Source organism: Pseudomonas sp. P4_B4 (assembly GCF_056402255.1).
Genome location: NZ_JBFUHS010000040.1, coordinates 1 through 14,306 on the forward strand (window position 1 = coordinate 1; position 14,306 = coordinate 14,306).

General features: G+C 57.7%; 13 protein-coding genes and 2 pseudogenes. 7 read left to right on the top strand and 8 right to left on the bottom strand.

Annotated elements, in window-relative coordinates; translation table 11 throughout:
- Both AC1DVE_RS27505 and AC1DVE_RS27510 read right to left on the bottom strand, forming a co-directional pair.
- Positions 1–150 (bottom strand): annotated as a pseudogene (locus AC1DVE_RS27505) (IS110 family transposase); the annotation flags it as partial.
- A 236-nt stretch (positions 151–386) separates the two neighbouring features.
- Positions 387–821, bottom strand: a complete 435-nt coding sequence (locus AC1DVE_RS27510) for a Z-ring associated ZapG family protein (protein WP_007989833.1) — start codon at positions 819–821, stop codon at positions 387–389.
- A 144-nt stretch (positions 822–965) separates the two neighbouring features.
- Between AC1DVE_RS27510 and AC1DVE_RS27515 the strand changes: the two genes are divergently transcribed.
- The 3 genes from AC1DVE_RS27515 to zapE all read left to right on the top strand — a co-directional run bounded on the left by AC1DVE_RS27515 (position 966) and on the right by zapE (position 4,160).
- Entirely contained in the window at positions 966–1,595 is a 630-nt protein-coding gene (locus AC1DVE_RS27515) for an alpha/beta hydrolase (protein WP_223459006.1), read from the top strand.
- 24 nt (positions 1,596–1,619) lie between these two features.
- Positions 1,620–2,975 (top strand): tryptophan--tRNA ligase, encoded by a 1,356-nt coding sequence (locus AC1DVE_RS27520; RefSeq protein ID WP_223458973.1) that lies wholly within the window; start codon positions 1,620–1,622, stop codon positions 2,973–2,975.
- Between the two features lie 90 nt (positions 2,976–3,065).
- Positions 3,066–4,160: a cell division protein ZapE gene (zapE, locus tag AC1DVE_RS27525; RefSeq protein WP_223537308.1), complete on the top strand. Its 1,095-nt coding sequence runs from the start codon at positions 3,066–3,068 to the stop codon at positions 4,158–4,160.
- Between the two features lie 91 nt (positions 4,161–4,251).
- On the opposite strand, the gene AC1DVE_RS27530 is transcribed toward zapE, so the two are convergent.
- The 4 genes and pseudogenes from AC1DVE_RS27530 to AC1DVE_RS27545 all read right to left on the bottom strand — a co-directional run bounded on the left by AC1DVE_RS27530 (position 4,252) and on the right by AC1DVE_RS27545 (position 9,380).
- Positions 4,252–5,235, bottom strand: coding sequence for an asparaginase (locus AC1DVE_RS27530; RefSeq protein ID WP_223458977.1), 984 nt, complete (start codon positions 5,233–5,235; stop codon positions 4,252–4,254).
- A gap of 77 nt (positions 5,236–5,312) precedes the next feature.
- The gene (locus AC1DVE_RS27535; protein ID WP_223458979.1) at positions 5,313–6,506 is read right to left on the bottom strand and encodes a threonine/serine exporter family protein; all 1,194 of its coding nucleotides are present in this window, start codon (positions 6,504–6,506) and stop codon (positions 5,313–5,315) included.
- 16 nt (positions 6,507–6,522) lie between these two features.
- Entirely contained in the window at positions 6,523–7,410 is an 888-nt protein-coding gene (locus AC1DVE_RS27540) for a nitrilase family protein (protein WP_218426738.1), read from the bottom strand.
- Positions 7,411–7,617: 207 nt separating this feature from the next.
- Positions 7,618–9,380, bottom strand: a pseudogene (locus AC1DVE_RS27545) (flavin monoamine oxidase family protein).
- Here AC1DVE_RS27545 and AC1DVE_RS27550 point away from each other — a divergent pair.
- Entirely contained in the window at positions 9,267–9,533 is a 267-nt protein-coding gene (locus tag AC1DVE_RS27550) for a hypothetical protein (protein ID WP_477784347.1), read from the top strand. The pseudogene AC1DVE_RS27545 and the gene AC1DVE_RS27550 overlap by 114 nt on opposite strands.
- 229 nt (positions 9,534–9,762) lie before the next feature.
- Here AC1DVE_RS27550 and AC1DVE_RS27555 read toward each other — a convergent pair whose 3' ends face one another.
- Positions 9,763–10,683 carry a GlxA family transcriptional regulator gene (locus tag AC1DVE_RS27555; protein WP_178120848.1) on the bottom strand — a complete coding sequence of 307 codons (921 nt, stop codon included), beginning with the start codon at positions 10,681–10,683 and terminating at the stop codon, positions 9,763–9,765.
- Between the two features lie 221 nt (positions 10,684–10,904).
- Between AC1DVE_RS27555 and AC1DVE_RS27560 the strand changes: the two genes are divergently transcribed.
- On the top strand, positions 10,905–12,041 hold the full coding sequence (locus AC1DVE_RS27560) for an acyl-CoA dehydrogenase family protein (protein WP_160390377.1): 1,137 nt from the start codon (positions 10,905–10,907) through the stop codon (positions 12,039–12,041).
- Between the two features lie 103 nt (positions 12,042–12,144).
- Here AC1DVE_RS27560 and AC1DVE_RS27565 read toward each other — a convergent pair whose 3' ends face one another.
- Entirely contained in the window at positions 12,145–13,185 is a 1,041-nt protein-coding gene (locus AC1DVE_RS27565) for an NADP(H)-dependent aldo-keto reductase (RefSeq protein ID WP_223458983.1), read from the bottom strand.
- Between the two features lie 245 nt (positions 13,186–13,430).
- On the opposite strand from AC1DVE_RS27565, the gene rplM reads away from it, so the two are divergent.
- The gene (gene rplM / locus AC1DVE_RS27570) at positions 13,431–13,859 is read left to right on the top strand and encodes a 50S ribosomal protein L13 (RefSeq protein WP_007917032.1); all 429 of its coding nucleotides are present in this window, start codon (positions 13,431–13,433) and stop codon (positions 13,857–13,859) included.
- A 14-nt stretch (positions 13,860–13,873) separates the two neighbouring features.
- Complete coding sequence (gene rpsI / locus AC1DVE_RS27575) at positions 13,874–14,266, top strand: 30S ribosomal protein S9 (protein WP_003228056.1); 393 nt, start codon at positions 13,874–13,876, stop codon at positions 14,264–14,266.
- Positions 14,267–14,306: the final 40 nt, after the last annotated feature.

The window sequence follows — 14,306 nt, forward strand, 5'->3', positions numbered from 1 at the left end:
GGGCTCGAGGGGCTCGAGATTTGCCAGGTGCTGCATGAGCGTTACCCGATTGAATTTTTTTCGGTACAGCTCGTGACCACGATCATCCTGTGCATGTAGATGAAAGGTGTGTTTTCCCAAGTCGATGGCGGCAATAGCTACTTTGTTCATGGCAACGATCTCCGATGAGCCCCCTGCGAAAGCTTAGTGGGCGATCACAGGGGGCAGCGGGGGTAGCCATTTCATTAGGGGATCTCCTTGGTCGCAGAGGCTGTGTCCGCTGAAGATCAATTGTGGGAGCGAGCCTGCTCGCGAAGAGGCCAGTACAGGCAAAGAAGAATGCATGAAACAAAAAAGCCCCCGGACTAGTGATTGTCCGAGGGCTTTTTGCCATGCGCGAAAGTTGATTACTTCTTCAGGCCGTAATGCTCATCGAGCATGCCCGGCGCGTTCGGGGCTTTCGGTGCGTAGTCGCGAGGCGGTTCCTGATTGCGTGGCGGCGTCAGGCGTTCCCGTGGAGCCTGTGCTGCATCGGCATGCAGGGAAGCCAGCAGGCGTTGGCGAGTCTGTTCGTCCAGGGCCAGACGATTGGCGCCCTCGGCGAGATGGTCCTGCACTTCCTGATAGCTCTGAGTCAGTTTCTTGACCAGTGTCGCGGTGCTGTTGAAGTGGGTCACCACCTCGTTCTGATAACTGTCGAAACGTTCCTGAATATCGTCCAGCTGACGCTGCGTGCGGCTGGGCGCGGCGTTCGGTGCAACGCGAGCGATCAGGAACCCAATGGCGACACCCACAACCAGGGCAAGAGTCGGTAACAACCAAACTAAGAGCGAGTGTTCCACGAGTCCTTCCTCTATAAACGGCTTTGCTTTACGTTAACGGCTCGAACCTGCGCTGTATACCGCGATTCACTCGCAATAGACAGCCACAGACAATTTGCTAGACGAGTCGACCTGATCCGAGGTCACGGAGTTCCTTCCTTGCTTATGCGTGAAACCCCTGTAGTGATTGATGGCCCGGTGGGTCAACTGGAAGCACTGTACCTGGACAACGAGCAGCCGCGTGGCCTCGCGCTCATCTGCCATCCGAACCCGGTGCAGGGCGGCACCATGCTCAACAAAGTGGTCTCGACCCTGCAGCGCACCGCGCGTGATGCCGGTTTGATCACCTTGCGCTTCAACTACCGTGGCGTCGGCGCCAGCGAAGGCTCCCACGACATGGGCACCGGTGAAGTCGATGATGCCCAGGCTGTGGCCGAATGGTTTCGCGCCAGACACCCGGAATTGCCGCTGACCCTGTTCGGTTTCTCCTTCGGTGGATTTGTTGCAGCAAGTCTCGGCGGACGTCTGGAAGCGAAGGGCGAACAGCTCAAGCACCTGTTCATGGTCGCGCCGGCGGTCATGCGCCTCGGCGATCAGGATCAGCTGCCGCAGCACGGCGAACTGACCCTGATCCAGCCGGAAACCGACGAAGTGATCGATCCACAAGTCGTTTACGAGTGGTCCGACAAGCTCGAACGTCCCCATGAGCTGCTGAAAGTGGCAGAATGCGGACACTTTTTTCATGGCAAGCTGACCGATCTCAAGGATCTGATCCTGCCGCGTCTCTCGAATTGATTGCAGTCTGACAAGCGATTACCCATGACGACTCGTACCCGTATCCTCACCGGCATCACCACCACCGGCACGCCGCACCTGGGCAACTACGCTGGCGCCATCCGCCCGGCGATCGTCGCCAGCCGTGACAGCAATGCCGATTCGTTCTACTTCCTGGCCGACTACCACGCCCTGATCAAGTGCGATGACCCGCTGCGCATCCAGCGCTCGCGTCTGGAAATCGCTGCGACCTGGCTGGCCGGTGGCCTGGATGTCGACCGCGTGACCTTCTACCGCCAGTCCGACATCCCGGAAATCCCCGAACTGACCTGGCTGCTGACCTGCGTTGCCGCCAAGGGCCTGCTCAATCGCGCCCACGCCTACAAGGCTTCGGTGGACAAGAACGTCGAGACCGGTGAAGACCCGGACGCCGGCATCACCATGGGCCTGTACAGTTACCCGGTGCTGATGGCCGCGGACATCCTGATGTTCAATGCGCACAAGGTGCCGGTCGGTCGCGACCAGATCCAGCACGTGGAAATGGCGCGGGACATCGGCCAGCGTTTCAACCACCTGTTTGGCCAGGGCAAAGAGTTCTTCACCATGCCCGAGGCGTTGATCGAAGAGAGCGTCGCCACGTTGCCGGGCCTGGATGGCCGCAAGATGTCGAAGAGCTACGACAACACCATTCCACTGTTCAGCAGCGCCAAAGAGATGAAGGACGCGATTTCGCGGATCGTCACCGACTCCCGCGCGCCGGGCGAAGCCAAAGATCCGGACAACTCGCACCTGTTCACCCTGTTCCAGGCGTTCGCCACCCCGGCGCAAGCCGACGAGTTCCGCAGCGAACTGTTGCAGGGCCTGGGTTGGGGTGAGGCGAAGAATCGTCTGTTCCAACTGCTTGACAACGAATTGGGCGAGTCCCGCGAGCGTTATAACCAGCTGATCGAGCGCCCGGCGGATCTGGAAGACATCCTGCAGCACGGCGCGAAAAAAGCCCGTTCGGTAGCGACACCCTTCCTCAACGAACTGCGTGAAGCGGTGGGCCTGCGCTCCTTCGTTGCCCAGACTCAAGTGGCGGCGACCACCAAGAAGAAAGCCGTGAAGGCTGCTCGTTTTGTCAGCTTCCGTGAAGACGACGGCAGTTTCCGCTTCCGTCTGCTGGCGGCCGATGGCGAACAACTGCTGCTGTCGCGCAACTTCGCCGACGGTAAAACCGCGGGGCAAGTGACCAAGCAACTGCAAGCGGGCCAGGATCTGGACGTGCGCAGTGAAGACCTGAGCTTCAGCGTCTGGCTGGAAGGCGAGTGCGTTGCCGACAGCCCGGCCTTCGCCGACAGCACCGCACGCGACGCGGCTATCGAAGCCTTGCGCATTGCCCTGACGCCGGTTCAGGAATAAACAACGGTTCGGCCCGACCAAGGGCCGATTGCCATTCCTCGGGGCCGTCGCTACAGTGTCGGCCCGTTTTTGTTGCCTTGCTAACGAATTATGACGCCCCTAGAACGATATCAAGCTGATCTGAAACGCCCGGAATTCTTCCATGACGCCGCACAGGAAACTGCCGTGCGTCATTTGCAGCAGCTGTACGACGACCTGGTCGCGGCCGAGCAAAACAAGCCGGGCCTGCTGGGCAAGTTGTTTGGCAAGAAGGATCAGACCCCGGTCAAGGGCCTGTATTTCTGGGGCGGCGTAGGTCGCGGCAAGACTTACCTGGTGGACACCTTCTTTGAAGCGCTGCCCTTCAAGGAAAAGACCCGTACACACTTCCACCGCTTCATGAAGCGCGTGCACGAAGAGATGAAAACCCTGGGCGGCGAGAAAAACCCGCTGACCATCATCGCCAAGCGTTTCGCCACCGAAGCCCGGGTCATCTGCTTCGATGAATTCTTCGTTTCCGACATCACCGACGCCATGATCCTTGGCACCCTGATGGAAGAACTGTTCAAGAACGGCGTGACCCTGGTCGCGACGTCGAACATCGTGCCGGACGGTCTGTACAAGGACGGCCTGCAACGCGCGCGCTTCCTGCCGGCCATTGCGCTGATCAAGCAGAATACCGAGATCGTCAACGTCGACAGCGGCGTCGACTATCGTCTGCGTCACCTCGAACAAGCCGAACTGTTCCACTATCCACTCGATGCGGCCGCCAACGAAAGCCTGCGCAAGAGCTTCCGTGCGCTGACACCGGAGTGCACGGCGGCGGTCGAAAATGACGTGCTGATGATCGAAAACCGTGAAATTCGTGCCCTGCGCACCTGCGATGACGTGGCCTGGTTCAACTTCCGTGAACTGTGCGACGGCCCGCGCAGCCAGAACGACTACATCGAACTGGGCAAGATCTTCCACGCCGTGCTGCTCAGCGATGTCGAGCAGATGAGCGTCACCACCGACGACATCGCCCGACGCTTCATCAACATGGTCGACGAGTTCTACGATCGTAACGTGAAACTGATCATTTCTGCCGAAGTCGAGCTTAAAGACCTGTACACAGGTGGTCGCCTGAACTTCGAGTTCCAGCGAACCCTCAGCCGTCTGCTGGAAATGCAATCCCACGAATTCCTGGCCCGGGCGCACAAGCCGTAGGACGATTCGGAAAGTAAAAAAAGGCCTGCGTTTGCAGGCCTTTTTTGTCAGCGCAAATCCTCCGCCCACAGGTTTGTACATTGTTTTGAAGTCAAATGTCTTCGTTGAGATACTGCGCAAGCTCGTGCTGCCGTTGGCAACCAAGCAGCAGCCAAAGCAGAATTCTGGCTTTTCGCGGACATAGAAAACCCGCCATCGATGCCCCCTTGCGGATCAAGTCCATTTCACCACCGCTAAAACCGTAAGAGGATCGTGCGGTGGAGCCGGAGCCGGTTCGGGTCGCAATGATCACGGGGATTCGTTTGGCAATATGCTCAATCATTGTCGCCCAGCGCTGCGAGATGTGGCCGGCGCCGAAACCGCCGATCACCAGCCCGTCGTAATCGAGTACGAGAATATTTTCCAGTAGCAGGGTGTCGGCCGAAAGTGAGGCCTCAAGCAGCGCAACCTTCTGTGTGGTCTGTTGTGGCAACGGTAATACCGTGCGCGGCCCCGGCGGGCGCAGGTAGCGAACACGGTCTTCCAACAGTAGGCCCGCGGGCCCCACGACCGGAGAGGAAAACGCCTGCAATGCCAGCGAATCGGTTTTGCGTACGCTGCACGCTTGATGAATCTGTCCGTTCATCACGACCTGGACACCGCGCTGCCGGCTGTTCTGCGCCAAGGCAACGCGACATGCATCCAGCAGATTGGCCGGTCCATCGGCACCTGGCTGCGCTGCGGAACGCATGGCACCGGTCAGTACCAAGGGGGTGTCGTAGGGCCACAGGTAATCCAAAAACACCGCGGCTTCCTCGAGGGTGTCGGTGCCCTGGGTTATCACGACCCCAACGGCGCCCTGTTTGACCTGAAACTCAGCCCAGGACAATACGTTCAGCAAAAACTCGAAATCCAGGGACGCACTGGGCAGCAGGCCGAGGGTCTCGACGGTCACTCCGGCCAGTGTCGTCAGTTCCGGTATGGAAGTCAGAAGGGCTTCGCCGCTGACGGTCGGGATGACGCCTTCACCGGCATTGCTCGCTTGCATGCTTACCGTGCCGCCAAGTGCCGCGATGGACAGTTTGGGCAGGTCCATGGGATACCTCGCTTGTTTGTAATGAAAAGTGGCTGTATCCGCTTTTGAGGCCGCGATACAGCCGAATGGCTGGGGCATTAATCAGCGATCAAAAAACCGATCAGCGGCACGATCAGCAGTGTGCTGATGGCCATCGACAGTACATTAGCGATGTAGGCGTGCATGTCGGCCGGTAATTTCCTGGCAATCACACAGGCCAGCGGTGGTGCGAGTAATGCCCCCAGCAGTGCACTTGAGACGATAATCTGCCAGCTGCCGCCATAGGCCAGGATCGCCGCGGGCACCACTGAAACCAGCGGGATGTAAGTGGGATACCAGCCGCGCAACATCCATTGTTGACGCCAGATCAGCACGCCGATTGCCGAGGCCAATGCCTGCGCGCCGATGATGTGCAGCAACAGGCCCGATCCGTACGCGGGGCTTGAAGGGTTCAAGCTGTATGCCAGCACTGCACCCAGTATCAGGCCAAGGCTGGCCAGCTCATTGCCGAAGAACGGTGCTTCGGAAAAGTCCGCCAGAATCCGGCGCAGGCTCCAGGTGACGCCATAGTCGGGCGCCTTGGCGGGGGCGATCGAGGCGGGTGGCGTTTCCGACGACCTGGATTTCACCAGGTTCGGCCAATAGCGGCAGAACAGAAACGCCAGGATGCTGGCAACCGCCATGCCCAGCACATTGCCAATCACTGCAGGCAAGGCCAGCGGTTGGCACACGTAGTTGACGATCAACAGGCACATCGGTGTGACGAGTACGGCGCCCATGAGTGCGCCGTTGATCGTGACCCTCCAGCCTCCGCCAAACATGAGCACCATCGCCGCTGGCAGCGAGACGAATGCTACGAATGTGGGTTGCCAGGTTGTGGCTGTCACCGTCCAGCCCCACAGCAGATTGCTCAGCAGCAGCCCGAGCAACGAACTGGTGACCAGCCAGGGCCAAAGTCCCGTTCCATAGGAGATGGCAAACCCTTGCCAGGATTTCCCCGTTCGATTCGCCCAGTAAGCCAGATAAGCGCCCGCCAGCAGGCCGATCGAGGCGAACTCGTGCTTGTAGAAAGCCACCTCGCTGATGTCGCCTAACACCCAACGCAACCAGGCACTCGGTTCGGGTAGCAGCGATACCATGTCGCCGTACCCGGGCCAATGTGCTCCCCAGAAAGTCCGGTTGCTGAAAGAAAGCCAGACGATCAGCAGTGTCGCGCCGATCATTATCAGGACGACGGCTGTATCAATCGGTGATTTACGCGATGGTTGGTTTTTGTCGGTTGTAACTTCCATGCGATAGCCCTCCTGATCAACGTGGGAGGCAAGGGTGTTGGGTGTAGCCGAGCATCTGATCGTAAAGATCGGCTCGGCGATCGCGATGCAGATCGTTCAGGTTGTTCCAGATGGGCGCACTGCGGGAGCTGGTCAGGTCAACATCGGCAAACAGGATTTCCTGCCTGTCTGCCGAAGCCACGGCGCCAATCGGCCAGCCGTTGGTTCCGGCAATCAACGAGCAACCCAGGTAGCGCGCGCCGCGCTCCTCGCCGATCCGGCTGGCGGCAGCGATAAACACGTTGTTGACGTGAGCGGCGGTCATCGTCAGATACGACGCCATGCACTTACCGGCATCGTCGAACAGCGGCGGCGGTGTCCAGACCCAGTTGTTCAGGCTGCAAATGATGTCTGCGCCTTGCTGGGCGAGGATCCGTGGCACTTCCGGGAACCAGATGTCCCAGCAGATCAACAGCCCGATGCGGCCGATCGGTGTGTCGAAAACCGGGAAACCCAGGTCGCCGGGGGTGAACCAGAGCTTCTCCAGATTCCACAAATGGGCTTTGCGGTACTTGCCGATAAAACCGTCTGGTCCCACCAGAACGCCGGTGTTGAAGAGTCGCATGCCGTCGCGTTCGGCCAGACCGGCCACGAGGTAAACGTTGTGTTCGCGGGCGAAGTCGATCCAGCACTGCACGCTTGGCCCGTCGGGAACCGCTTCTGCGTGGGCAAAGGCATCCTGTCGATTACTGAAGAAATAGCCAGTATTGGAAAGCTCGGGCAGAACGATGAGATTCGCACCGCCGTTTACCGCTTCAAGTGCCAATTCCAGGCTGCGACGCAGATTACCTACACATTTCTCGATGCCGACTTGTGGATCGAATTGCACGACTGCTACACGAACAGGGCTTGTTGGCTCAGTCATTCCGTCGTTCCTCTTTTTATTGTTCTTCAAGCTGTTAAATGGCGTGTGTATAAGAGGGGTATCAGGAATGGGGTGTAAGTCAGCTACTTCCGTTTAGGTCGTAGTCCTTGTCCTAAAATGGATCAGTGTGATGTTTGATGGCAGTGGGTAGCCGGCGCGAGAGGTAGAGCCATGTATTGCGTGCATGGCTCTGGAACGGGGATGTGATCAGATTTTGAGTTGGTAGTGCGGGTAGTCGCTCAAGGAAAATCCGCCATTGAAGGTCGCGGCGGTTTTGTTGCAGATATGAATCACTGCATCGACAGCACCGCGAAAACATGGCTCCGTCCAACCGGCATCGACGGAAAATGACTCGCCGGACAAATACAAGCCTGATACATGAGCAAAGTCCCGGTTGTACTTCATCAGGCCGACGGCATCGTAGTAGGTGCCCGGTCGGTAAAGCTTGGCACAGCCCAGGGCATTTTTATCAGTGATCCAACGCTGAACCACTGCTTGATCAATGCCGATGTAGGGAGAGATTTTTTCCTGGATGTTGGCAGAGTTCATGAGTATGCGATCCAGCTCTTCGGCGCATTTTGATACCAGCTCCTTATCGCTGAATGAGGCGAGCTTGGTTGCGTCATCTTCCCAGGTATAACTCAGCAGGATGCAGTCATAGCTGTAATTGTCGTTGTAGCGGTAGGTATAGACATCGTGGATAAAACTGTCGGTTACGATGGCTTGTGGGATGTTTTTGTTTTTCGAGAGAAATGATTTTTTCAGCGGTGCAAACACTTTGCAGCTAGTTTCCCAGTGTGCGGTTTTGTAGGCGTTAATCGTCTCGAAAGGCAGCATCTCCCGGGTGAAATTTTCGAGCTTGATTCGAGTTTCAATCAGCCAGGAGGGTAGTGTCATGATGACCGAGTCAAAGTCATCAAATTGCTCCTGGATTTGCTCGGGTTGACTGTGTTTCCAGTTGTAATAGACGCGTATTTTTTGATTGGTCAGCTTTTCCAGTTTTGTGACGGATGAGTCGGTGAGAAGCCCATTGCTTCTTTCTAGGCAATGTTCGTAGATGGACTTTCCGGTTTCTTCGGTTTTCACAAACAGCAGGCATTCGTCCAAAGCGGCGAGGCCGATGTAGCGGGGCCTGTCGAAGCTCTGCCCCATTGAGTCAAAAACGGTTTCGCTATTCAGGTAGGGCGAATCCAGTGGATCGCCGTTTGAGTCCACTCGACCATGGATCAGTTGCAATTGGCTGCTGAAACCGAAAATCGCGGTACGCAGAGGGTAGAGGCAGCAGACGTCGTAAAAAGCTCCCCAGCTACCATCACCTATACCTATCGCGTAAAAAATTGCGGACTCTTGCGCAGACATTCCCATTCCGCCGAAATCTCCGGGTGAGCGGCCATCCCAAGCTTCCAGTGCTGGCATGCTGACCAGGTCGCGGAACGAGACACTCTCGTATTTTTCAACGATAGAAGCCCATATGGCTTCCCATTCCTGGCTCGCATAGAGCTCAGCAACGTGGCGGGTCATGCGATCGGCAAAGGCTTTCCACTTGGAATAAACCTTTTGCAATTCATCGCCGGGAGGCGGTGTGACGCCGTCTTCGTTTTTCCATATCAACATTTGCGACGCCGATCCGCCGCCCATGCTGCCCTCCCGGAGATAGATGCCTGTCGAGTTAACCCATTGGCTACCGGGGTTGGCGAAGTCTGAAAACGCCAATTCAAATTGATTGGCGTAGTAAGCCATCAGCGACCGACCTTCTGTCGGTGGCTCATCCGCCCGGTTGAAGAAGGGCATGCGCATGGCGCCCATTTCAAACGGTGTATGGCTTTCTGCCGAGTTCGGCTACCGGGAACGGTCAGATGCCTGCCACCGATGCGTCTGGATTGTTCGATGAGAGTGATATGGGTAAAGCCGCAGCGATAGAGTTCTCTGGCGGCGGTCAAGCCTGTGACGCCGGCGCCGATGATGCAGATTTTATGTTGCGGGTCAGTTGCCCTGGCGATGCCGTTTTCCTGTTCTACCAGTGCACGATAGTCAAAGCACAAATCCGGAGGATTGGGAAAGCGAGCCGCCCATTTGTTTTTAGCCGAGCGCTTTGTTCGGGCGGCCTCCTTGGCGATGTATGAAGGGTAGTTGTAGCTTTATCCGATAGTCATGGTTGATCTTCCCTGATGGTGTTTGCAGGGAAGATGTTGAAGTTTTTAAGGGGCTGCGTCTGTGGGCCGGGTTGGGTTCTCCGGCGCTCTGTATTCCGCTTTTTGCGTAGGAAAATGCACAGCGAAAAGAACTGCGTGGCCGGCGCAAGGTTCTATGTGGGAGCGAGCAGGCTCGCTCCCACATTCGGTTGGTGTTTGGCTATGCAGCCTGCTGAAACTGCTGCCGATACTGGTTCGGCGACAACTCCGTATGCTGGCGGAACAGTCGTGCGAAGAAACTCGCATCGTCATAACCAACTTCATAGCTGATGGTCTTGATGCTCTTGCGGCTGCCGGACAGCAAGCCCTTGGCGGTTTCGATGCGCAGGCGTTGCAGGTAATGCAATGGCTTGTCGCCGGTGGCGGTCTGGAAGCGGCGCATGAAGTTGCGGATGCTCATGCCGTGTTCGCGGGCGACGTCTTCGAAACGGAACTTGTCGGCGAAGTGTTCTTCGAGCCAGTGCTGGATCTGCAGGATGATCACGTCCTGGTGCAGCTTCTGCCCGCCGAATCCAATCCGTCCCGGTGAATAGCTGCGCTGCACTTCATACAGAATGTCCCGCGCCACGGCCTGGGACACATTGGCGCCGCAGAAGCGCTCGATCAGGTAAATGTACAAATCGCACGCCGAGGTGGTGCCGCCGGCGCAGTACAGGTTATCGGCGTCGGTCAGGTGCTTGTCCTGATTGAGCTGGACCTGGGGGAAGCGTTCGGCGAAGGCATTGAAGAAGCGCCAGTAGGTGGTCGCTTCTTTGCCATTGAGCAGCCCGGCTTCGGCCAGCCAGAAAACACCGGTGGCCTCGCCGCACAGTACGGCGCCGCGCGCATGTTGCTGGCGCAACCAGGGCAGGACTTGCGGGTAACGCTTGCAGAGGCTGTCGAAATCGTCCCAGAACGCGGGAAGAACGATGATGTCGGCGTTTTCCAGCCCGCCATCCACCGGAATCATCACATCGCTGAAGGTGTTGACCGGTTTGCCATCGGGGCTGACCAGGCGGGTTTCGAACGCAGGTGTCAGGCCCTGGCCCAGCTGTTTGCCGTAGCGCAGGCTGGCGAGGTGGAAGAAATCCTTGGCTTGCATGAGGGTGGAAGCGAAAACCCGGTCGATGGCCAGGATGCTGACGCGCCGCAGGGGCGTGGAGGCTTGGTTAGACATAATTCAACTTTATTTTTATAGGGGGAAGTGGTCACCAGACGGCTGGATCGTCTTATTTTTTGTCGGATGTGTCCAGTGTCCTGTATCGGAAGCGAGGCATAGTCTCTTTAGGTCAACTCCTTCTAAAAACAAAGAAAAGGTGCCGCATGATCCCCAGAACCCTGTTCAGTTCCGAGCACGAGCTTTTCCGCGACAGCGTGCGGACGTTCCTCGAAAAAGAGGCGGTGCCGTTCCATGGGCAATGGGAAAAACAGGGCTATATCGACCGCAAGCTGTGGAACAAGGCAGGGGAGGCGGGGATGCTTTGCTCGCACTTGCCGGAGGAGTACGGCGGCCTGGGGGCGGACTTTCTCTACAGCGCGGTGGTGATCGAAGAAGTGGGGCGACTGGGCCTGACCGGTATCGGTTTTTCCCTGCATTCGGATATTGTGGCGCCGTACATCCTGCATTACGGCAGTGAAGCGCTGAAGCATAAATACCTGCCGAAACTGGTGTCCGGCGAGATGGTCACCGCGATCGCCATGACCGAACCGGGCGCCGGTTCCGATCTGCAAGGGGTGAAAACCACAGCCGTGCTCGATGGCGATGAGTACGTGATCAACGGCTCGAAAACCTTTATCACCAACGGCTACCTGGCCGATCTGGTGATCGTCGTCGCCAAGACCGATCCGAAGGCCGGCGCGAAGGGCACCAGTCTGTTTCTGGTGGAAGCCGATACTCCGGGCTTCGACAAGGGCAAGCGACTCGAGAAGGTCGGGATGAAGGCTCAGGACACCTCGGAGCTGTTCTTCCAGGACGTGCGTGTGCCCAAGGAAAACCTGCTGGGTCAGGCAGGGATGGGTTTTGCCTACCTGATGCAGGAATTACCCCAGGAGCGCCTTACAGTGGCCATTGGCGGGCTGGCTTCGGCGGAAGCGGCACTGCAATGGACGCTGGACTACACCCGCGAGCGCAAAGCGTTCGGCAAGTCGATCGCGGATTTCCAGAACACCCGGTTCAAACTGGCGGAGATGGCCACGGAAATCCAGATCGGCCGGGTCTTCGTCGACCGTTGCCTGGAACTGCACCTGCAAGGCAAGCTCGACGTGCCGACGGCGGCGATGGCCAAGTACTGGGGCACCGACCTGCAATGCAAGGTGCTCGACGAGTGTGTGCAGTTGCACGGTGGTTACGGGTTCATGTGGGAGTACCCGATCGCGCGGGCATGGGCGGATGCGCGGGTGCAGCGGATCTATGCCGGGACGAACGAGATCATGAAGGAGATCATCGCCAGGTCATTGTAGGAGCGAGCTTGCTCGCGATGGTCGTCAACGATAACGTTGAAAGCCTGACACCCAACGGTGTGCTCAGGTTTTTCGCGAGCAAGCTCGCTCCTACAAATGGGGGTTATGGCGCCGGATTCGGGTGATCCTTGTGAATCGCCTCGATCCCTTCCAGTACCTCCTCCGACAATTTCAGATCAAAACTGGCGATGTTGCTCTCCAGTTGCCCCATCGTCGTCGCGCCAATGATGTTGCTGGTCACGAATGGCTGCTGCGTCACGAACGCCAGGGCCATTTGTGCCGGGTCCAGGCCGTGCTCGCGAGCCAGGGCCACATAACGGCTGCAGGCTGCTTCCGACTGCGGGTTGAAATAGCGGCTGAAGCGGCTGTAGAGGCTCAGGCGACCTTTTGGCGGGCGGGCGCCACCTTCGTATTTACCTGACAGGAAACCGAACGCCAGCGGCGAATAGGCGAGCAGGCCGCACTGTTCGCGGATGGCGATTTCCGCCAGGCCGACTTCGAAGCTGCGATTGAGCAGGTTGTACGGATTCTGGATCGACACCGCGCGTGGCCAGCCACGGGCTTCGGCCAGGGCCAGGAAGCGCATGGTGCCCCATGGCGTCTCGTTGGACAGGCCGATGTGGCGGATCTTGCCGGCGCGGACCTGCTCGTCCAGTGCTTCGAGGGTGTCTTCCAGTGGGGTCAGGTTGGCTTCGATCTTGTGCTTGTAGCCCAGTTGCCCGAAGAAGTTGGTGCTGCGCTCCGGCCAGTGCAATTGATACAGGTCGATGTAATCGGTCTGCAGGCGCTGGAGGCTGGCGTCCACCGCTTCGCTGATGTGCTGGCGGTTGTGGCGCAGGTTTTTATCGCGGATGTAATCGATGGTGTTGCCGGGGCCGGCGATCTTGCTGGCGAGGATCCAGTCGGCGCGGTCGCCGCGGCTTTTGAAGTAATTGCCGATGTAGCGTTCGGTGGTGGCGTAGGTTTCGGCCTTGGGCGGCACCGGGTACATCTCGGCGGTGTCGATGAAGTTGATCCCGGCACTCTTGGCCCGTTCAATCTGGGCGAAGGCGTCTGCCTCGCTGTTTTGTTCGCCCCAGGTCATGGTTCCGAGGCAGAGGGCACTCACGTTCAGATTGGTTCGGCCTAGCTGGCGATAGTCCATCGGGTGCTCCTTGGGCAAAACAATCATAAAAGCAGGTTGAATTATTTTTCGCAATCTGCATAATTGCGCACCTCTTTCTGCAGTGGAAGTGATGCGCCGCCGCCGAAGAATCTTGCCGTTGAACGGACGCGCCGACCCGAGCCCCCGAAAGCGTCTGTATCCGGCTGCCTTTGACTTGTCAAAGTACGCACTATTCAGTAAGATCCGCCGTCTAATTTACAGGGCGGCCCCTGAGGCTATAAAGAATGAAAACTTTTACTGCTAAACCAGAAACAGTAAAGCGCGACTGGTTTGTCGTCGACGCTGCTGGTCAGACCCTGGGTCGTCTGGCCACCGAAATCGCGAGCCGTCTGCGTGGCAAGCACAAGCCTGAGTACACTCCTCACGTTGACACCGGCGACTACATCGTCGTAATCAACGCTGAGCAGATCCGTGTTACCGGTGCTAAAACCACTGACAAAATGTACTACTCCCACTCCGGTTTCCCGGGCGGCATCAAGTCGATCAACTTTGAAAAGCTGATCGCCAAGGCCCCTGAGCGCGTGATCGAGACCGCGGTTAAAGGCATGCTGCCTAAAAACCCACTGGGTCGCGACATGTACCGTAAGCTGAAAGTCTATGCGGGCGCTGCACACCCACATACTGCTCAGCAGCCCCAAGAACTGAAGTTTTAACGGAATAGTACATTATGTCGGCGACTCAAAATTACGGCACTGGCCGTCGCAAGACCGCAACCGCACGCGTTTTCCTGCGTCCGGGTACTGGTAACATCTCCATCAACAACCGTTCGCTGGATAACTTCTTCGGCCGCGAAACTGCCCGCATGGTAGTTCGTCAGCCGCTGGAGCTGACTGAGACTGTCGAGAAATTCGACATCTACGTCACCGTGATCGGCGGTGGTGTGAGTGGTCAGGCTGGCGCAATCCGCCACGGCATCACTCGCGCTCTGATGGATTACGACGAGACTCTGCGCAGCGCCCTGCGTAAAGCCGGCTTCGTAACCCGCGATGCTCGTGAAGTTGAACGTAAGAAAGTCGGTCTGCGTAAAGCGCGTAAGCGTCCGCAGTACTCGAAGCGTTAATTCGCTTTCACGTTCAAAAAAAGAACGCCCAGTTTCCTCA

Coding starts and splice junctions, on each gene's coding strand:
- AC1DVE_RS27515 (WP_223459006.1), top strand. CDS start 966: ATGCGTGAAACCCCTGTAGTGATTGATGGCCCGGTGGGTCAACTGGAA.
- AC1DVE_RS27520 (WP_223458973.1), top strand. CDS start 1,620: ATGACGACTCGTACCCGTATCCTCACCGGCATCACCACCACCGGCACG.
- zapE (WP_223537308.1), top strand. CDS start 3,066: ATGACGCCCCTAGAACGATATCAAGCTGATCTGAAACGCCCGGAATTC.
- AC1DVE_RS27530 (WP_223458977.1), bottom strand. CDS start 5,235: ATGGACCTGCCCAAACTGTCCATCGCGGCACTTGGCGGCACGGTAAGC.
- AC1DVE_RS27535 (WP_223458979.1), bottom strand. CDS start 6,506: ATGGAAGTTACAACCGACAAAAACCAACCATCGCGTAAATCACCGATT.
- AC1DVE_RS27540 (WP_218426738.1), bottom strand. CDS start 7,410: ATGACTGAGCCAACAAGCCCTGTTCGTGTAGCAGTCGTGCAATTCGAT.
- AC1DVE_RS27550 (WP_477784347.1), top strand. CDS start 9,267: ATGCCTGCCACCGATGCGTCTGGATTGTTCGATGAGAGTGATATGGGT.
- AC1DVE_RS27555 (WP_178120848.1), bottom strand. CDS start 10,683: ATGCAAGCCAAGGATTTCTTCCACCTCGCCAGCCTGCGCTACGGCAAA.
- AC1DVE_RS27560 (WP_160390377.1), top strand. CDS start 10,905: ATGATCCCCAGAACCCTGTTCAGTTCCGAGCACGAGCTTTTCCGCGAC.
- AC1DVE_RS27565 (WP_223458983.1), bottom strand. CDS start 13,185: ATGGACTATCGCCAGCTAGGCCGAACCAATCTGAACGTGAGTGCCCTC.
- rplM (WP_007917032.1), top strand. CDS start 13,431: ATGAAAACTTTTACTGCTAAACCAGAAACAGTAAAGCGCGACTGGTTT.
- rpsI (WP_003228056.1), top strand. CDS start 13,874: ATGTCGGCGACTCAAAATTACGGCACTGGCCGTCGCAAGACCGCAACC.